Source organism: Massilia solisilvae (assembly GCF_024753215.1).
Classification (GTDB): domain Bacteria; phylum Pseudomonadota; class Gammaproteobacteria; order Burkholderiales; family Burkholderiaceae_D; genus Telluria; species Telluria solisilvae.
In genome coordinates this window covers 18459-39311 of sequence record NZ_JANUGV010000011.1, presented here as the reverse complement: position 1 = coordinate 39311, position 20853 = coordinate 18459, and the positions used below count along the sequence as shown (strand labels likewise).

Annotated in this window: 8 protein-coding genes; 1 reads left to right on the top strand and 7 read right to left on the bottom strand. The window is 57.2% G+C overall.

Features of this window, described 5'->3' with window-relative positions; translation table 11 throughout:
- Window positions 1-422: 422 nt before the first annotated feature.
- From NX773_RS22705 to NX773_RS22680, 6 genes are all read right to left on the bottom strand, one after another.
- A complete protein-coding gene (locus tag NX773_RS22705) occupies window positions 423-4043 on the bottom strand; it encodes an AAA family ATPase (RefSeq protein WP_258858532.1) in 3621 nt (1206 codons plus the stop codon).
- Window positions 4027-5814: a hypothetical protein gene (locus NX773_RS22700; RefSeq protein WP_258858507.1), complete on the bottom strand. Its 1788-nt coding sequence runs from the start codon at window positions 5812-5814 to the stop codon at window positions 4027-4029. The genes NX773_RS22705 and NX773_RS22700 overlap by 17 nt, the downstream gene beginning before the upstream one ends.
- Before the next feature lie 157 nt (window positions 5815-5971).
- Window positions 5972-6970 (bottom strand): Wadjet anti-phage system protein JetD domain-containing protein, encoded by a 999-nt coding sequence (locus NX773_RS22695; protein ID WP_258858506.1) that lies wholly within the window; start codon window positions 6968-6970, stop codon window positions 5972-5974.
- A complete protein-coding gene (locus NX773_RS22690) occupies window positions 6967-11364 on the bottom strand; it encodes a coiled-coil domain-containing protein (RefSeq protein WP_258858505.1) in 4398 nt (1465 codons plus the stop codon). The genes NX773_RS22695 and NX773_RS22690 overlap by 4 nt, the downstream gene beginning before the upstream one ends.
- 1 nt (window position 11365) lies before the next feature.
- Entirely contained in the window at window positions 11366-12100 is a 735-nt protein-coding gene (locus NX773_RS22685; RefSeq protein WP_258858504.1) for a hypothetical protein, read from the bottom strand.
- Window positions 12097-13572, bottom strand: coding sequence for a hypothetical protein (locus tag NX773_RS22680; RefSeq protein WP_258858503.1), 1476 nt, complete (start codon window positions 13570-13572; stop codon window positions 12097-12099). Before NX773_RS22680 ends, NX773_RS22685 begins: the two co-directional genes overlap by 4 nt.
- Window positions 13573-13830: 258 nt before the next feature.
- On the opposite strand from NX773_RS22680, the gene NX773_RS22675 reads away from it, so the two are divergent.
- Entirely contained in the window at window positions 13831-14598 is a 768-nt protein-coding gene (locus tag NX773_RS22675; RefSeq protein ID WP_258858502.1) for a hypothetical protein, read from the top strand.
- A 26-nt stretch (window positions 14599-14624) separates the two neighbouring features.
- On the opposite strand, the gene NX773_RS22670 is transcribed toward NX773_RS22675, so the two are convergent.
- A complete protein-coding gene (locus tag NX773_RS22670; protein ID WP_258858501.1) occupies window positions 14625-20633 on the bottom strand; it encodes an ATP-binding protein in 6009 nt (2002 codons plus the stop codon).
- Window positions 20634-20853 lie beyond the last annotated feature (220 nt).

The following is a 20853-nucleotide window of genomic DNA, read 5'->3' as shown; positions in this document are numbered from 1 at the left end:
CATTGAGGAATCCCCAGAGCAACGAGTATTCGATTGGCAGAATTTCCCTTATTGTAGGGAAAATTGTCTATCGAGTCGTCGGCGCTGGGGAAATTCTCCATAATTTTTGTAATTTAAAGCCGCTGTAGAGCAATAAAAAAGTCTGACAACGCACCGCTATGCAATTCAAGAACTTAGCCAATGCGACCGACTGCGTTGTTAATGATAAAGTTTGACAACAAACGCGGTCAACATGAAACCACTGCGAAACTTGCAATAAAAAAGTTTGACAACGGATCGCGCTGACATACTTGCCCCCCGGATTGGACACTTGCACTCGCGTTGGCCAACACAGTTCGGCTCGGCTCGGCATTGTAATTTTGAGTGGTAGGCAGTAGCACCGCGGCAACGACTTGAGGAATAATTTATTTGGGAACGCTCCGTCAGGCAGGAATCTCGCTCACCATCGGCCCTTCAGCTCCAATGGCCGAGAACCTATAGAACTTCGCCGCAGTTCCCATGTGCCTGAACTTCTGGCGCGCTAACTGCAGTAATTTCTCGTCGCACGTGGAAATGACGAACTGCCTCTCACCTTCCGGCGAGCCTTGCAGACCCAAAATCAGGTCCAATAGCGCGTACGTATTGAGGTCATCGAAGTGCGTTACAGGATCGTCCATCATTATCGACGAGAATCCAGACCAGGTTTGAGAACTGCAGGCGGTCAAAAACAGTCCCAAGACAAGCGTTTGCACCTGCGATTGACTGAAATAGTCGGCTGGCCGCAACTCCTGGCCCTTTCGGTGCACTCGGATGCCAATGGCTGAGTCCTTGCTAGACACTTCAATTTCGCCGAAGCTGTAGACTGGTCGCAGTCGCTGCTGAATCACCGCAGTCCTAGGCCCGTACTGTTTAATAAAGTGCTCGGTCGCGACCGCCTGCTGGCCGCCCAACAGCTTCGTGACATTCTCGAAGTACGTTACCCAAGGCGCAATCTTTTGAGCACGCTCGTCAGCCTGCTCTACCAGCTTTTCGCTGGCCAGAATTCGGTCGCGCATATTTTGGAACGCGGCGGAGGTCGCTGCCGTATCCACGGCCACTTCAATGTCGGCGACGCGGTCACGTAAGCGGAGCGCTATCGTTTCGCGTGCGGTCGCCTCCTGAATTTGTTGATGCAACTGCTCATCAGAAACTTCGCCGTCAAGTCCTGCAGCGGCCAGCGCTGCGACCAGAGACTGCACATTTGTATTGTAGGTGTTCCATATCTGAGCTGCCTCCTGGTGGCTCGTACGCGCAACTGCGAGGGTTGCCTTCGCAGCTGCGTGAAGGGTCTTCTGAGCATCCAGTGAGGTGCTTGCATTTCTAACGGACAAACTTGCTTGGATGAGCCGCGCCTCTATGTCTCCCAGTTGCTCGGCCAAAGCAGGCAGGCTCGCCGTAAGATCGACAGCACCACGATTCGCCTCGGCAAGAAGTTCGTTCAGCCGGCCCTTCGCCCCCTCTAGCGAGGTCGTAGACGCCTGGCGTTCGCGCTCCAATGCTTGGTAGCCATCCTGAGCGGTGGTAAGCGTAGCGTCTGCGGCCTCCAGCAGTTGCCTGGCGTTGTTGACGGCGCTCGCGGCCAGAATCTCAGCCTCATGCACCTGAGTGCTCGTCTTTGCAAGCTGTTGAGCTATATCGTTTGTTAGAGATAGTCCAATCGAACTCAGTGCCGCCGTATAGGTCGTCCGCTGTCGCTCGAGTTCTTCGCGCTCAGTCTTGGCTTGCCTTAACCGCTGTTCTTCTTGGCTCAGCTCGTCGGACAGGGCTTGTCGCGCAGCCGCCTGTGCCTGAAGCTTTGTCCGCTCGATAGCCAGCGCCTCACTCAATCGAACGACGACCTCACTTTGAGCCATCCGTCGGTCGATGGCAGCCAACAGCGCGTCTCGGCTCCCATGATCGTGACCGCAGAGCAAGCACGTCGTGCCATCTATATGCGTGCGGAGCTCGGCAATCAGCTTCTGTAGACTGGTATCGTTTATCCTGGCTGAACCGAGTTCTCGCTCTACGCGAGCGACAACATGTTCCTGTGCCAGGACTGCTTGCTGCGCTTCGCCCAGCCGCGCGCGCTTTGCCTCGGGCAAGCCCTGCAGCTCTGCCTCGACGGTTTGTGCGACTACCAATCTTGGCTCTGCCTGCGCCCAAAGACCTGACTGTTCTTTGACCTGTTGCACGCGAGCCACCGCATCTCTAGCGGACTTTAGGGCGGCATCAAGCCTCTGAAGCGTTGCTGCGGCATCCTGCCGAGCACTTAGCGCCTTGGACTGTTTCTCCCTTTGCTGGTTGAGAAGCTGGTTGAGCCTGGATAGATTTTCAGCGAGCGCCTGACTCTGTGCAGTCAGCTGCGCAAATTCCGGCTGAACAGAGGTAGCCCATGCGGACCATTCCCGCTGGTTCTGCACGCCCTGTTCCTGGCTCTTGAACTGAGCAAGCTCGCTTGTAAGCGAGTTGAGGCGCTCCGACGCTTCATTGACGCTCGCCTCAGTTCTTTCGACCAACGCCTTACGTTCCTCGAGCTGCGTGCGCATCGGCTCGAGTTGCTCATGCAGCGTTTTCAAGGCCGCAACGTGCTCGAGGGCTTTGGCCACCCCCGCGCGCACGTTGACAGCTTCAGTCGCCGAAGACTCCAGCATCGCACGGAGAGCTCTCGTGTCGCGCATGCTGATGCCGGACATTTGGAACCCTGAGGTCAAAATCGCCTGCTCCAATTCGCTGAACCGAGCATTGAGCGCATCCGGCGACGTGTCTGCGGAGGCAATGCCCTCGAGGCGATTTAATTCCCTCCGCTCGGCCTCCATGGAGCCGCGAGTGCTCTGAGCTTGCTTCCGTGCCTCGACGAGCGCTTGACGCGCGAGCTTCAGCACATCCTCGGCCTTTTTCAAGCCGCTCACATAGTCGTCGAATGCGAGCATGCGAGACACTATATCCGCAGGCAATTCGGACTTTTCAGCAACGTCACAGGTTAGCTCCTGGCTGTCCTGGCTGAACAAGTGGGTAGCTCGAAACAGAGCAACCATGTTTTCCACGCGATCAGCCGCGGCAGGGGCTCCGCCAGTCAACAGACTCAGTACGTCCTTTCTCGAGGTGGCCTTTCCATTTACCTGAGCGTTGTTATGCTCCGCCAAATCGCGGCTGATGACGTGCTGCTTACCTTCACGCTCAAGCGTAAGAGTAACCACGGTCGGCTCTTCACCACTGTCTAGGTGCTTCGCGGCTTTTGCCAAGCCTCCGCTAGACTTGGCAAGCCGACCAACCCCGCCAGTGACGGCAAAGTCGATGGCATCGAAGAATGACGTCTTGCCAAATCCGTTGGGACCATAAAGGATCGTGACAGCTGAGCCAAGCGCGAACTCCTTCTTTGTGCGATAGGCTCGGAAGTTCTGGATAGAAATCGACTTCAGTGTGGCCTGCACTCGCTCTTCAGCGGTGGGCTCCGAGTATGTCTCTGTGGACGCCCCCGCGACTTTGTCAGGCGCGCCGTAGATTCCTTCAAGACATGCACTAAAAATCGAGCTCGCGCTACTTTGCGAGGGTACGACGAGGGCCTTTGCCAGCTCAGCCTTCAAGTTGCGCTGCCGAAGTAACGTCTGGGCGGATGGAGGGCGTGTCTGCACCCCTGGCGAAACTGGCGACAGCGGCAGGAAGGGCAACCTAGCGAGGCTGCCTGCCAGGTCATGGTCCAGCTGAATGACATATTTTCTGCAGAAGTACACGTCGACTTCGACGCGAGAACGGAAAGACTCGTGAACGGTAGTTTTCGCCGGAAGACAGAACACAAATGACACATCCTTCGCCGACCATTCCGCGGTTCGCTTGAGGTAGTGCTTTTTGAACGCCTCATACAGCGGTTCGTAGTCAGCCTCATCACCCACCGCAAATGCCGTTACCGCATGGGCGCGTTGCATCAGTAGCAACGGCAGGCAATCCTCGCGAAGGGCCTCCTCTGTGAAGGATGCTCCGGCCATAAGCGGCGTTAGTGCACCGCGTAGCTCTGAAGGTAGGCTCAGGACTTCAGGAGATTGCAGCATCAAGTGCCTCTCTTAGTTCCGCTTCGTTGGCGGAGTCTTGGTATGCTTTAAGAACGTCGTGGTAGCCCACCCGAATAACCGCGCTTGTAGGGTCGGTGAAGTTGAGTTCCTTGGTCGGCTCAGCGGCCTGGTCAAACAGAGTTCGCATCCGCGGATTCCATGACGTATTGTCTTCGTCGCGACTAACCACAAGAAGTTGACCTCGATGGTCTGGCAGTAAGCCTAGAGCGTGCTTATCGCACTCCTCGTGGCTTCGGCCAATTACGGCGACTACTTCGACGCTCGCCTCCCCTTTCATGATGGTCGCCTGCGCGCCGTTACCATGGAATGTCGCCGAATACTGTGCCACTTCGAGGATTGAGAAGCTGTGCAGGACATGCTTGACCGCCTGAGACTGCCCGCTCCTCCATTTGTCTGGAGCACTACCTGTCCCAGGGGTTGCAATCAATACCGTCTTGCTCAGCGCATCCGGCGGTAGCCAGCGAAGCGCGCTCACCGCCCTTTGATGTGCAACTCCAGCAGCATCGGCCAGCGGCAAATCCGGATATTTCACCTGCAAGGATTTCTTGGAGTCGTCGAGTTCGTCGTTGACCCACTTTACGACTGCAGGAACAAGGCCTGAGGGCGTCCGAGGGTCCACTGTTCCAGGATATGGATGCACGGTCGCATCGGCGAGTGCATATCGCTTGCCTGCCGCGCCTGGTGGCAGGGCCGAAGGGTTCAGTTGCCGGAACGAATGGATACATGCACCGCGTTCTCGGAATACCGCATCCTTGAAGTTCTCCAGAGGATTGCCTGGTCGCTGGAATTCGCCGCCGGCGCAGTACGTCGGCATACTCTCTGGCTTCATGAACTTGTCGGTTGCAAAGATAACCGCTGACTGACCATACTGATTTGCCATTCCAGGAACCGCATTCCCCGCTACGTTCGCCATGACTAAGCAGGTGCCCTCACGAAGGACACTGGGGAAGTGCACCGGATTGAAGAACGGCTGAACCTGACTCATGAACGACGCATGCGAAGGTCCCGGGTTGCATTGCGCTACGAACAGCCATGTGAGCGGCAACTGTGCTTCCACTGCGGCCGCGGTCTGCTCGATGGCGTGCAGAAGCCACTCCCAGACGCGGCGTTGATCCCGGACTCCAATCCAATCGTAGCAAATGAGGGTCGCAAACCGATATGGCGCGTGAGTGTCAGCATACGTGCCCTTAAACAAGAAGATGGATTTCCCCTTGAACATGGACTGATGATCCACTTGAAGTTCGACGCCCGCAGGCTCAATCTTGGTCTGAATCCAGCACCGAACTTCGCCAGACCCGAGCTTGACCCATGTCGCACAGCAGTTCACCCACTGGTCTGCGCGGATGCGGTCCAACGAACTCCCAACATCGTCATAGCTTGTGCCCGGCCGCTGAACTAGTTCACCGAACTGCTCCCGCGTCAGGCCCTCGAACCCTCCAATGACGACCGTGCCAGTCGGCCAGCTGTTATTAGTCATCTCGGCCATGATGTGGTCGAAGCCGGCAAGCCCAGGCAGCGTGCATTCTGGAAAAATGGTGAAGTGCGTCTTCTCGGCGCCATGCACGCACTGACGGGCCACAGCGAGCGTGGCGTCGATCCCCGCCAGTGCGGTAGCCCGCACTTCGGGTACAAGGGGGAACGGTTCCAAATGAATGAAATCCACATAGGGCTGCGCGATGACCATTCCGACTTCTCCACGCGGCAATCGCACGCCGAGCTGACCGATGTCAATCTCGATGACCTGAACCAAGTCTCTCCTCGCAATTCTTTTCAATTGATTCTGCCACACGACCCGCAACGAACCGGACCTTTAAGGAACTTCCCCTTGTAGCCGATACGGGGAAATTCAATAAGGCTCAGTGTACGAGAGCAGTTGCCTTCAGGGCAAGTAAGGTTTTGTTAGAGCTTCACAGTACACCTGCCGACAGTTGCTCGAAACCCAACGACTCCTGTGGAATCCAATGTTCGCTCTGCCAGACTTTGGCGACTTGGGCAGCCAGTTCCGCGCCAAGCCATCTCTCCAAGCTGGCGGCGTCAAATGAGACGCACTCGGCCCGATGGCGTCGCACGCCGTGTGCCAGCAGCCACTGATAAAAGACCAACGCAGGACTGACCTGCGGCGAGCCGACTTCTGCAGAACGGTTGAACTCGCCGGGAATGCGAACCCCCTTCGGATCCAGGTCTCCCAAGTATTCAGCACCGCTGCCGGCCACTTGACCCAGCACCTGCTGGAGCGCTCGACCGGTCAGCCGAAAGGCGTCGCCGGAACCGTACACGATGGCCGAGTAGCATCTGGCTTGTTGGTTCCATTCGCCGAAGCTCCAGAAGCTGTTGTGATTCTCGACGACGAGCACAGGCTTCCCAGGGGCGTCGGCCATTCTGTAGGGAAGGGGTTGCGGCACTCGGAAGCACCCGAGAGTGTTTAAGTGCAGGCGCCCACCGAACAGGCTGTCGCCGGTGCACATCCCATCGAGTCGCTTCTCGTCGCCGTAGATTTCAAGTGACCGCTCTTTGATGGGAACGACCATGAGACTGCCGCGACGGCGCAACAGAAACTCGTTGATGGGCAATAATGTTTCAAGTTGTCCCGGTCGCAGTTCTGGCCAGAACCCAAGTTCTGGCGCCCAGGCGACGTTGCCGAAATCTTTTCTTGGAACAGCCTTGGGCTCGCGCTTCAACAGCACCCATTGGGGAAGCGGTGGAACACCGATTTTCTCCCAACTGCCGACAGCCGGAAGCGATAGCGCGCCGATAGTCTCTAACTGTCGCAGGGTCTCAAGCAGACGCGCACTCCTGTCGGGGCTGTTTTGGACGTCAGGGTACAAGGAGAAGTAGTGCTGACGCAACTCCGCTAACGAGATTCGCTTGCGCGCTCCCCTCTGCAGCAGTTCGAGAAAATCCTTCACGAAGCCACCTCGTCAGCGGCATCCCTCAACTGCAGATTGGCCACCTCCAGGTGCCATCGCTTCGTCTTCGTATTTTGGCCGGCTTTGCGTACGCGAATGAATCGCTGGAACTCCCCGATCGAGTTGAAGTCCTGCAGCGCAGTCGCGAAGATGAGCTGTACGTTCATGGCAGATGCCAGCAGCCTCTGCGCGCGCCACAGCGCGGCAGTCGTCGCTTTGGCGAAGGGGTTGTCGAGAATAAGCGGCCCGCCGGCGCGTTTCTGTACCTGTGCGTGGTTCTCAGCGCGCAGCTGGTTGATGACCAGATAGAGGAACATGGCCATTACCACGCCTTCGCCGCCGGAATTTGAAATCTTCTCCACAGGAACGTACTGCTCGGACTCCTCGATGGACATCTTCAGCACATGCAGCCCGAGAGGTTTGCCATAAATGCGGGCGACAGCGTCTGCAATGAGGTCTGTGCCCTTGGCCGGGATTGTGAGCGTGTCTGCCAAAACGTCGAGGTAGTTGCGCATGGCTGCGCGGCGCATCTCAAGCGTAACCGCGGCAAAGTTCGCCCGCATCTTCAGGACCTGTTTGCCGCCAACATAAGGAGCTGTCGCCGGAACACACTTCTCCTGGCTACATGCCCTGTTCAAAGTGGTGATGGCGCCGCGCACCACGCCCAGAACCTCTTCCACACAGGTGTCGAAGTCGGCCTGCATGCCCGTCAGTGTCGACTCGGTCGTCGATATGCGGTCATCGAGATGTTCAAGCAGCCGTGGCGCGTCCATGCAAGCCGCTGCAAAGTCGTTCTGCAGCATCTGCAGCGCGACATCGGGGTCAACTTCCCGGAAGGTTGTGTCACCGGCGGCGCTCTTGAGGGCATCGAACGAAGTACGCGCGGCCGTATGCAGCTTGGAAACGCCGGCATTCTTGCCGTTGTACTCTGCCAGCAGGGAGCTGACCTGCTTGCTCGAATTGCGATCGAGGACCAAAGAGGACGATTCTGGAACTTGGGGAGTCTCTCCAACCAAAGCGCCAATCTCGGCCGCGATGAGAACCGGGTCTGGATGGTCTGAGAGACCCATTCCGCTGCGCAAGATGGATTCGTTCTGCTCGTCCGACTCGGCTTCACGAAGCTTCTCTTGGGCACGGCTGGACGCACGATTAGCCTCTTCGTTAGCAACGCGCATGCGGTCATTTGCCGCATTAATCTTCTGCTTCAAGTCCTCGAGAAGGGATTCAAGCTCTTCGGCGGTGTGTCGTTCGAACTCAGAGGTGGCCGTGCCAATGTTCTGCTTGTTCGCAGCATGCCACTTGCGGGATTCTGCACAGAGGGATTGATGCTGCCCGGACGCCTCCACCTGTTCCTTGCGGGCTTCGGCGAGCTGCTGCTCGGCCGTACGAAGTCCCGCTTCATGGTCCTGAGGAAGGTAAGGGTCCAGATCGGCCATGCTCACCCCGCTGTAGTCGCGCGCGAACTCCTTGATCTTGCCGAGACGCTGTTCTTTCACGCCCTGAATGCGCTCACTCAAAGAACCCAAACGGGCCTTTTCTTCCGTCAGGTAGTTGGCAAGAGCATCCTCGTAAAGTTCACGCAGCGTCGTCAAGGAACGCGGATGTTGCTGGAGTTGCTCTTGGGCTGGGTACTCCTTGTTGTAGTAAACCGTGCGACCACGCTCTTCGCCGACCTGACGCATCTCCACGTCCGTGTTCGCCCGCTTGATTTGGTCAGCGTCATGCGCAGCCTGCAGCTCTTCCAACGCCAAGTCGACATCGGCCTTGCGCTCCCGTGCTTCTGTCAACTCCTGGCCAATGTCGGCGAGGCGTACAAGGCGCCCTTCTCGGCCGACTTCGTGCTCCGTTTGGAACTGGCGCATCGACTGCGCCGCCTGGGCTCCGCCAGAGCGAAGTCTCTCCTCCTGCATCGCGCTCTTGTCGTGTTGTTCAGCATTCGCGTCGAGATCCTTTGCTTCAGCTTCAAGGTTCGCTGCCCGGTTTCGCGCAGCGGATGCGTGTTCCTCCAGCGCGGCCCGCTTTACCGCAGCTTCAGCCAGCTGGCCATTTCCGTAGGTGGTTGCGAAGGTATCGAGCTCCTGAGCTGCCTTGAGCGTCTGAGCGTGCCGCAGCTCGTATGCGGCACGCCGTTGCTCCTCTTCCTGCAGCCGATTGTCCAAGTTCTCGGCCAAGCGTGTTGCAGCAGCAATGTTAAAGGCAGATGCGTCCTCAGGTGGAACGACCAAACGCCCGTCGTGGGCCGTAGCCGTCTCGAGTGCCGCGATGGAGACTATCACCGGGCGCACCGGTTTTCGGGCATGCCAGGAAACCCCAGTAGCTTTGGTGAACTCCGCCTGTGCGACGCAGACGCCGGAGTACCGTGCAGGATCGCTCTGCACCAGTGCCTGCGCCCTGAGGGCATCGTCGACAGCGTGGGCAATGTATTCGTTGAAGGGCTTTGCCGAGCGAACGCCGGCAGCGTGAAGCCCTTGCACAACGAGTGAGACGTCGTGACTGTAGCCGGCGACCCCGGTATCTTCAATGGCCTGACGGGTGGTACGCAGTTCGGCCAGTCGAACGTCGGCCAGTGACTTCTGCCGGTTGGAATCGGTGACTACGTCCTGAAGGCGCGGCAGCAGTGCGGGGGATTGTGGGTCGACGCGGTCAGTCTCGACAGCACTAAGAAGTGCCGGCAGTTGGCCAAGCCGTTCCAGCTCCGCTTCTCCGCGAGCGATGTACGTCTGCAGCCCCTTGGCCTGCTCATCGAAGCTGGCCGCCTTGACGCGCTCAACGTTCGCGTCACGCCTGTGCTCACTTGCCTGAGTGCGAGCAGTGTCCCTTGCCGCCAATTGAAGGTCTCTCTCGCTCTGGTGGGATAGTGTTGCCGCTTCGTGCCGCGCCAAAGCGGCATCGGCTGACTCATCGGGGTTGACAAACACGCCGTCGCGCTCCAGCACCAGACGTCGGGCGTTTCGCCGGTCCTCGGCGGTCTGCAACTCGGTCTGCTCCCGCGTTAGGCGAAGTTCGTCGCCTTCCGCCTTCACTTTCTGACTTCGAAGCGTCGTCCTACGTTCCTCGCGAAGCTTCGATCTACCATCCAGAGCCGCCAGCTCATCCTTCAAGCGACTCTCCTCTGCGAACAGTGCACGCCGTAGCAGAGCGCCCTGGATTTCTACATGGTCCCGGGCCGGCTTCAGTTCTGTCATTTCAGCCTCAGCGAGTGCATCAAGTTCCTTGATACGTAGGTCCAGGTTCAGGATTTCCTGCTGCAGCCGTGCCGCCTTCAGCAGCTTGGATTGGGTCTCCAGCCCGAATACCAATGTGTCGGCCTCGTCTTTCCGCTTTTTCGCCTGTGCGGTACGCTTCTGGTGCCAGACCCAAGTTCCAGTTATCCACTCGGCTGCGAACAGTGCCCCATCCTTTGTTGCGGCGCCGGCCAGGTTACGCTGCTCCTTCTCGAGAGCCACCTCCGCTACCTGCGCCTTTCGATGTTCGCAGGCACGAGCCTGTAGTGCTGTAACAAGCTGAGCGCCTTTGATGAGCATGGTCTGCTGTGTGCCGACCGCCTTCATGTACTGGCGAGCAGCATCGGAGAACGTGGTCAATGAGATGCGGAACTTTTTGAGCTGGTCGCGGCGGCGCTGCAACTGCGGTTTGCGCCGATGGAGTTCGCACACAGAAACCACCGACCGGCGGGCTTCGTCTGCCTTATTCGTATCGCTCGTCAGAAAGAGGAACTTCCGCAGAAACTCGCTCTCAGTCTTGAAGTCCAGGAAACCGGTGTCGAAGCCACCTTCCTGAGCCGAAAAGTTGACCTGCATGCGCAGCATGTCCAGGTCGATGAGTCGTTCTTCTTTCAGGTGCCGCTGCCACTCTGCCTGGCGGTTGTGGCTAATGAAAACGTTCCCAGAATGCTTCTTCTGCTGGTCATGAATCCATCGTGAGAAATCGTTCATCGATGTGGCCGGTGTGCCGGACAGCGCTGACGCAGGAATGTCTTCTAGTCGAAGGTCGACGCGCTCCTCGAAACTGAAGAACATGCGGTCGACATCCGTCTCGGCCGTGGTTCTTACCGAGACGGCTTGGCCTGTGACCAGTTTGTAAGGCTGACCATTGGCCGATCGAGCGGGCATCAGCCATTCGATGACGATGAAACCGGGAACCCCGTCATGGGTGAAATACTGGGAGAAGCTGTTGTGCTTGCTCTGGATGTGCTTGAGGAACCGTTCCTGCGAGGTTTCGAAGCACGAAAACACCAAGCCCAGCAGCGTCGTCTTCCCGCCGCCGTTCTCGAGGTTGATGATCGTGTCCGTTGGCAAGCCCGTGCCGGGTTCTGTCAGGTCAAAGGTGACTGCCTCGTACCAGGCCGTTCGGAAACCGCAGTTGGCGAGATGGATGCGCGAAATCTTCTGCATGTCAATCCACCTTCCCCAGGGTCACCGCCAGCTGCGCCATTTCGTAGAGCCGACGCAGCGCTAACTCGCGCAGCTGCACGCGGAGCCGGTGCGTCGCCGTGTATGTGACGGCAGCATCTTCGTCTGCCTCCCGGTCTAACCGCACAAGCCCATTTTGTGCCATTTGGTTCAAGGCCAGCTTGACCACGCCGACTACCGATGCCACCGAAGCACGCTGACCGGTGGGGATGGCGATAGGCATCGCCGAGAGTGCCTCCCAACCTGGCGCCAGCTCTGGCGGAATGTCCGGGGGCAGGTCTGAGTTTTCCTTGAGCCGCCGCGACAGCGTATAGAGCGTGTCGCGGCACATTCCAACCGAGGCCGGGGGCGGGGAATAGTTGTCGTCGTCCAGGCCGTCAGTGGTCGGGAAAAAGACTGCCACGATTGCCATGTGTGCGAGGATCAGTGATGCCTTCTGCTCCAGACTCATGCCGCTACGAATGTCGGTTAACCTAACCGCGAACTTGCTGTCGCGCGACGCCGGAACAACTATGAGGCCGCGTTGCTCGCTCGCATCCAAAATGCTGAGCTCCATGCCGAGCGCGATTTCTTGAACGTGCCGATAGAACATCGGGTCAGCGCGATACAGGGCGAGTAATTCTCGGTACTCGTTGTCATTAATGGGCGACAGCGAGGTGTGCAGCGCCTTATAGGTCAGGCGCGCGGCATTGCGCACTGTAGGTTCGGGCGTGTTCATTGTTTTTCTCCCTGTTGGACGAATTCCAAGTTGTCCCCTTGTGCGATGTCCAGCATGAACTCCGTACCCGTCAACTGAACGTGTACATCCTTGAATTCGCTTTCCGACTGCGCAAAGCTGCGGAACAGGATGAGCACGAGGCATCGGCGCAACGTGCGGTCCAGACCCGCGTCCTCGGCGGCTTCCAGAACCTGGTCAACCCGTAGAGTCACGCCCGTCGCGAACATCGACCCGAGCCATTCGTGGGCCTGTTGAACAAGCTCTTTGGGGAACTGGTCCGGTATCGGTTCGAACACGGTCATATCGCCATCGTCCTCTTCCGCCACAGCGTCTTCCGCGGGTTGCTCTAGAAGCACTGTAAATACCGAGTTGAGGTCATACACCTTCGGCCATGCCGGGGGATACAAGGCGCTAATAAAGATGTCGCCCTCGGCGACCAGGGTCTGGATCGGCAGATTCACCAACTGCGGTAGGAGCTGCGGCTCGAGGTCGGGAAGTCCTGTAGGTTTCCGAGTGCGGAAAACCGCTCGCTGGGCCTCAATGAACCGCTCGTTGGACTCAGTGATATCTGTGACGAGTTGCAAACGAAGCAGACTGGCGCTGTGCAACGTTTCCCTCAGTTGGATGAGGCTCTGGCGGGTGCGTACCTCGTCAGCTTTGATGAGCGATTCGGCGACAGCCTCCTCCATGCGCGTGTCTTCAGCCTGACGCTGGCGGACATGCACCCGCGCCGCCTCGAGGCGGCCTGACATGTCTCGGGTCCAGTTGACGCTCCCAGGAGCGCGATAGGCCTGATACAGCCGGTCACGGATAAGCTGACGGTATTCGATGGAGAGCTTACGCGCCCGTCGAGCTATTTCCAACGCCGCCTCGAAGCGGCCGCGCTGAACCAAGAGGTCCAGCATCTTCTCCATCAGCTCCTGGGAATCCTCTGGCGATAGGTCCAGCATGCCAAGGTACACAAGGTAGCCCTCGGCTGTGGGACGGTACCGGTACAGGTCTTCGGGATCAGGTTCGAACCTCACGAGACGGAAGCGGACGCTCTTGGTGCTGCAAGTTGGCGCATCAAAGTAGTCGAAGCTGAACTCGCGGTGGTTGTTGGCTTTATTGTCCAGCGCGTCGAGCACCACCTCCGCAACGCGCCGCCCTTGCGAAGTGGATAGCGACGGCTTCATCCGCATGGCCACCTCGGCAAGATGCATTAGCACATCAGCCGACGTGCTCCCACTGGAGATAGTTGTCGCCTCCATCATCAGATCGAGCGCCGAAAGGGCGAGGTAGTGAGTGTCCACCCCTTGGAAAAGAGTTCGATCAGCGCCCCCTTCGTCCCCGAGCATCATCTTGTAGCGCTCGAGCTGAAACACGGGCCGCAGCAGCAAGAGGTTTCGTTGCTGTCTGGACAGGTCGAGGAGGCTGGAACTCGCTGATATCGTGAGTGCAACGGACACGGGATCAAGGGCGCCGTCAGTCATAGACGAGCCCTAAAGAAATCGTTACCCTCTGCGCAATGGCGTTCCGAGAGGTAATTTGGACTTTTCCACCGGCATAATGGCATTAGGCCCCCACGTGTTACCGAAAGTATATATACAAACAAATAAGCAGTCTAATTATGCTTTTGCTTGGTCACGGTATGTCATCCATAACCCCAAATTCCTTCCTGGCCACGCTAACCAGACCCAATGACCTGAATCACCGCCTCGACGTCGGGGGCAATCTTCTTGGAATCGTACATGCCCTACCAGAAACAAATTATCAATGCTATCAAGACCGGGATGAGCAATGCATGCCGAGCCATGTACAGCTTTACGGATGAGCCAGCGTTGGCTTTCAATGCCGAGTATCTTTTTACGGTAAGTACCGCGAATGCGATTAACGAACATAATTACGTACCCGCTCATTCCTACGAAATCCGAATTGAGCACAGTACCAAAAAGTTCGCCCGTGACTGCCTGCCGCCGTTCAAGTTCGGCACAAAAATGGTTCGTGGTTCGAACAAGTTGCGATCAAAAGTGCCTCCGAAGATCGAACGCAATGGCCGAATTGATATCGCCGTTTATTACGACGCACCCAAGTCCCGCTACCTTGGGCGGCAACCTCTTTGCGCGATCGAATTAAAGGGATTTGATCCAGCGCGCAAGCTTGTAATGGACGACCTGCGCCGGAACTTGGAATTAATGAGGGTCAGCGGAAACACAGGCAATAGCGTTCTTGAGTTTGCCACCTTCGCGGCATTGCACGAAAGGCCTGCGCCCAAAGATCTGTCTGAAGCAATGGCCTGTGGGGCCGAAATAAAGACAAAATATCAAGGTTGGCTGGCTGGCCTCGGGCAGCGCAACGATGTTGTCGAGACCATCGAGACCTTCACAGTCAGCTGGGACCCGCACGGGACGATCACCGAAGAAGCCGAGGAACTGGTTATCGACAAGTCAACCAGGCACTACTTCATCGGTGTTATTGTGACGTTTTCCCGTCCTGCGGCGGTGCCGGGTAAACTCTGAAGGTGGAACGGAAGGCGCAGCGGATTTTAACCATTATTCATCTCGCTCACGTTGCTCCTCTGCAGTTCTTTAAGCGGCCCCCCATACAAATCAAACAGTGTCGCCAGCAGGTCAGGACGCATGAGCAGGTCCTCACCAACAGTTGTGTGCCATTCAATATCTGGCCGATCTCCCCGTACACGCCAACTGCGCAGAACCACTGCAGCCTTTCCGGATGGGTCATACCAAACCAAGGGAGCTCCGTAAGCGGGGGGTTGCAGTTTTGCACGATATCGCAAGGAGACAGGGGGGACAAGCGCAAGGCATTTTCCGAGCCAGTCAGCCACTGAAGCGAGTTTGACAAGCTGAGGCTTCCGTGCATCCATCAAAGCCTCCACCCCTTCAATCTCGTACCACCATGGGCCCGGATCGCTCTCGCCATGGGCTGACGCTCGGGGCGGTACGGTACCGTCCATCGCTGCGCGAACAACCCCAGCAGCCCAAATGGCACGCCTGTTCGGCGGCTCATAGCTGCGGTCAGCCGAGTGATAGAAATTTTTTTCACACAGGGCCAACCGTACCCACCCACCATAAGTGGGATCTTCGTCAGACATTATGTTCATTTGGGTGATTTGATCTCGAGCTTCGTTCGCGAAAGGCCAATTCGGCCGTCTCACGCGGCTCGCGTCCAAGGCGAAGTGCGACTGCAAATCTGGCAGGACAATACTCAACACCTCATCCTCGACGTCAACGCTCCAATTACCCTGTCGCCAGATATGCTCATACAGCCCGAAAAGTGTCTCGTCCAGCACAGCTATCAACAGTTCGCCAGGCCAAGGTAGTACTTGGGCTGGGGGCACGGTTTCTCCTCGTCGGCCAAATGCAAGTTCCGCACGCTCACGTGCATAATGCTTGAACGTTTCGTTGTCCACGCTTGGCTGCCGCATCCGGGCGGCCACAATCTCTGGCAGGTCCGACCATAGGTGCGCCAGCATCTCCAATACGTTGCCGACATCGCCGTATTTCGCGAGAACACGGCCACGATGCGAAGCGGTTTCCTCAACCGGAGTAAACCGTGATCGCGTCGCGGAAACAGGCCGACCCAAACGGGCAAGAAGCCTCCCGGCAAGCACTGACAAGCTCCAGGAACCGGAAGCTGCGTAGCCTTGTAACATGTCCTCGTTGAATTCCAGAATGTCCGCCACTTCGGCTGGAGTCTCGAGGAGGATTTGCAATATGGACTGAACGGTCGATACGGTCGAGTCCCTCGTGAGTAACCATCGAACGGGCTTCCGAAACAAGGCTGCGCGGTTATTCAGGAGCCGGGCGAACGCGGATAAAGCTGCGATCCGTCGAGGAAGAACAGGGTGGCCAATTCGGACAAGGAGAAGGGTTGCAAGACCTTCATCGACCGACCAGTCAATCATGTCATTCATGTCAAGGGACTCGAACAAGCTTGTGCTCCCGGGAAGCGGCAGTCGGCTTTCGATGACACCGAACGCCTCATCCCAAGCACGGACAGCTATTTCATGGTCGCCCCAAGCCGAAATCTGTTCGACTAAATGCTTAGCGATACCGCTGTAGCCCCCTGAGCGGAGCTTTCGTGCGGTCTCTTCCGCGAGAGTTTGCAAAGCCAATTGTTTGTCGAGTTCCATGGCACGCTGGAGCACTACAGCTTGACTACGATCGCCGAAATTTAGCCATCCTCGTCCTCCTCTTGAGGATGTGAAGGTAAGTGTGTGGGCCACAGCTGCGAGCCTAGTGTGGCCGGCTTCATCAAGGCACTGGGCCAAGGCCTCTATCGGGTGGGTACTTTCAAAGGACCAGAACGGGGTTTCGTGGACAAGGAAGTGTAGTAAGCGATGCGCCTGAGTCTCCTCACCGCGTTCCACCATCTCGGTTAGAACGTAGCTCAGGGGTAGCGTCACAAGGCCATCCACCTGTTCGCGTGGCACTCGCTCTTGGGAAAGCCGGCGCAGCGACGCTAGAATGTCAACAAAACGGGGCGACTGTGGAAAGGCCGGCCTTTGCCCTAGCTGCAAGCTGGGGCTCTTCTCCAATCCTACAGGCGTACCGTCAGTCTCATTCAACGTATCTTGCTCTTCCGAATATTGCCAAGCCAAGTTGTACTTGCTAGCAAAGGAACGAAGGGCTGCTATCGCACCGTCCCGATAGTGTCGCGTGTCGTCACTCGCTTCGGCACATAGCCGTACAAAGCGTTCCCTCACGTACTCAGGAAAAGCGGTGGTCAGCCGATGTAAGGGAGCTAGGCGCTCTTCGGCAATCCTTCCCCCCTCGTTTTGGTACTCGATCTCAAACAGCTGGGTAGCCCAAAGCGCGTCGAGCAGTAATGGGTCTGCAGTGTCGATCTCATGACGGAGAACCTCCTTCAATGCTCGCTCAGCCATCCAGGAAGGAGAACCTGGATCTCTGATGAAGTCACGACAAAGGAGCTCGATCGAGCGCACTCGATTGACATCAAGGAGCGCTCCGAACCACGCATTCGGCGCGTGTTTGGTTTCCCTTCGGTCTGTGTGCCTGAGGACGGCGCTCAACAAAGGCTGCAAACGAACCAGCGCACTAAGCGCCGTGTGCTCCGCGTGCCCCAAGAGGGCGGGAACGCTCTCAATAACATCAAAAAGAGCAATGTCCTTATGAAACCCGTAGCCGAGAAGAAAATATCCCGCTTTGTGCCAGTGTTCCAACGCGCGCGCTGATTGCCGGGTCAACGCGTGCAAACGTGCCATGCGCATCCGGAATTCTGCATGAGTACCGTAATACGTGCCGTTTGCTTCCTCGGCTTCGAGTTCGCGTTCGAGAACTGCAATGATGACGTCAGAGGCAACTGGCGACGATGCATGGGCGAGCAGGATAGAGAAGAACGAACTAGCTGTGATCGGTCCGCCGTCCTCTCTATCAAGGCGGCTTGACGTACCAGAACGCGCCTCCAAAATGCAGTTGAGCGCGTGCTCCCAGTCTTCTGTAGTGCGAACGAATGTGAGGCCTCTAGCGAGGCTCTCATCAATAATTCGATGAATCGAATAAAGATCACAGGGCCGCGGTGTCCCGTGGAACGGTCTCGTGTCTGCAGTAAGCTCAGTAAACGCCGCTCTAATGTCATAGTCTCGGTTCTCTGCCGCAGCGACCTCGGCCTGTGCAAGAGACAACACGTAACGTAGCCAGCAGCGGTACCACCCCTCACCGTTAGCGCGTCGACGTTGTTCCGATAATATTGCTGACCCGTTGGGGTCGCGCGCCAGCAGCCGAACCGAGGCAACCCAACGGCGGACAGCGGGCGCGCTGAGCGAGTGCCCGGACTCTTCCACACCTATGTCCAGAGAGTCAGGAAGCGTTACAAAATCACTGGCTTGACTCGGTGCTGCTCCCGCTTCGATGCACCAAAGTGCCTCCTCTGGCGTGTTAGCGTGCTGCATAGCAGCAACTGCGTAGCGAACAGTTGCCGCGCCGTCTTCGGCGTTCCGGGCAACGTCAGCCAAGCCAAGAAGCAAGGCACACGCATTCCTTTTGGCAAGCATGTAACGCTTAGGCGGCTCGAAGGCTGCACGGCGGATCATCTTCTCGACTAATGACGGCGATATCTCTTCAGCGAGCAGCTCGGCTAGCTTTCGCACAAAGAACGATGTCGGCTCGGCGTCGGGGTGGCAGAGATGTGCGTGAACTCGCCGGACAATTCGGAGGTGTTGACCTAGCCGCAGGCGGCCTCGGATAGCGGCAAGGCCCGTTTCCTCATCAGAGGTGAGAGCGCCACCGGCATCGAAGTCTGATGAATGCCTTCCTTCGTCGTCGGCAACCGGCAAGCTTAGATATTCTTGCCAAGGAGCGGTAGCGCCGGCTTTGTCAACGAGCTCGCAAGCGAGCAAGCCCATGGTTCGGGAAAGAGTTGGGCGCCCATCGAAAAGTAGGCGTTCAGCCACTGCATTAGGCCCAGAGATGGCTTCATAAGTTTGCCAATATTCGTGCCAGTCGTTCGTTCCGGGGTCAAAACACGAGTCTAGCGCCCGCCAGAGTTCTGCAAAGCGAAGCAGCGCCGGCCAGTCCAATAACCGTGCAGCAACATCAGCAGCAAGCGCTAGATTTCGCTCAATCACGTCATGCGGGTGCCCATGCAGAACGCTTTCTCGGACGAAGGAGGTTGAAACTCGTTGGAGAATATCAATATCACGTCCGGCGCGGCGCATGACTGGCAGCGTAAAACGATAACTTTTTGCATTGGCAAAGAAGTCTTGCGATTCAAGCCACTGAACAACAGGCTTCAGAACATTTGAAAGACGTATGTTCCGACGCTGCAGCTCCTGCAGCATGAACCGTCGAAAGCTCTCGTGGAATATACGCAACCCGCCTTGAGCGGTAGCCCTTGTCAGAACTGGCGAAAGCACCACAAGCGCCTCTGGTACCCGGTCTTCGAGGAGCGCGCCAACGATCTCTTGCAGTTCGGCTTCCGTCACCGAAAAATCTAAAACGCCCAAAACATCGGCGATTGCCTGAGCTTGCGCGCTCGCCGATTCATACAGGTGTCGATAGTAACGTGCAATGTCGCCCATAATGGCCGGGGCAGCATTAAGCCACTCTGCCGGATCGGCGAGTGTCCCTGCAAGTAGCCCATCCACAATCCCCCTGCAAAGGTAGCGCGCATAGAGCGGATTGCCCTCTGAGCGTTGCGCCAAGAGGTTCATCACGTTCTTGCGGCGTTCTTCATCAAGCAGGTTGACGGAGTCTAACGCGGCCTCTACGCCAAGCTTTGCAGCAAGTCCGAAGAGCTCTTCCTTAGACCAAGGATCTACCGCGTGCTCCATGATTCGGTCTCGGAAAGCATCACGCAAAGCGTCAAGATGTGGGCCGGGTTGGGATCCCACCACCAATGTAACTCCCTCCGGGAGGTTCAGTGTCGCAAGTCGCTCGACGATATCGGTCTCGCTGTCACTCAAACTTTTCGATGCGTCAAGGACTCGGGCAATGTGATCTAGTCCATCGACAATAACGACGACCTGGGTGTCTCCTTTCGCCGCGTGTTCCAGAACGTCCTCGAGTTCATTGAGGCCGGCAGCGAATACTTGGGGGGACGTGCGAGATTTTGCTTTTAGAGCGTCACTGAGCTCACCAAGAAGGTTGCCGAAGAACACGTCGGTTGTGACCCTACGCTCTACCAGCTCGTCTCCCGGTTCGAGGAAGCAGTAGTGCCGTGCTACGACCTTCCCCTCGAGTTCGAGATCTTCCGCCACCTGCGTTAGAGTCCACGACTTACCAGAACCAGGTCCCGCTAGCACCAAATGAACGCCACCGCAAGCAATTGACTCGATCAAACGTGCGCGTAAGGTGAGCCGTTCCTGCAAAGTCGAGCGATCCAGCGGAAATGCCTGGGCCACCCGGCCGAAGTCGGTGCGCAATCCAAGTTTTTGAGCAATATCGGAAGGTGTTAAGACGTCTCCGTTTGTCCTTGCAGTAGATGCGACGTAGATCACAAGGGCCGCCACATCTTCGACGCGACGGTCGCCATTCGGGTACCTTCCGATTCCGACTTGTTCTGCTAAAACATTCAACAGCAACTGCTCAAGCGAGCCTGGAGCGTCGATATCTAGTGAAGCCGGCGGCAAGGCCACTTCGATGACGAAACGCTCGCAAAAGCGAACCACATCTTCTCGAGCCAATCCCTGAGTACTCTGCAAGAATGCAAAGATTGGCGGGCCTTCCCTTGGCCAGACCGCCTGGGGATCCAACCGGAACGTTCCCGTCGCATAGCCTTCAAATGTGCCAGTTGCGCTTGCCGTCTTGAGCAACTGTGCAATGGGGTCCGTTGCAGAGGGTGCGCACCACGTTACGGACAGTCGATACTCGTCGGCGTGCTCGCGGCCCTCGGAAGTAAATGTTTTTACGAGTCGATCAAACCGCAGCGATGAATTGCCCGAGTTGAAGTCTGTATAGCTTAGAGCCCGGTCCGCGTGTTCACTGGACTTAAGCTGGCGTCGGATACGCCTTCCTGATGCAGTGACCTCGATGTCATCGAAGCGGTCGTCATCAACCACCTTCCTGTCGACCACGACAGATTCATACCTCTGCACCATACACGCCACGAGCAAATAGGCTGTGACAAGGTCTTGATATGCATAACCGCGATGCGCTGGAGCCAGCGCACCACTTCCCGGCCGATTCGCACGTGCTGATGTTCTGGGAGTTATGGCTTACTCCTATTCTTTAAAGCACTGTCCGGTGCAATAAAATTTACGACCGCCGCCCAGCTACGGGTGACTGCTCAAAGTC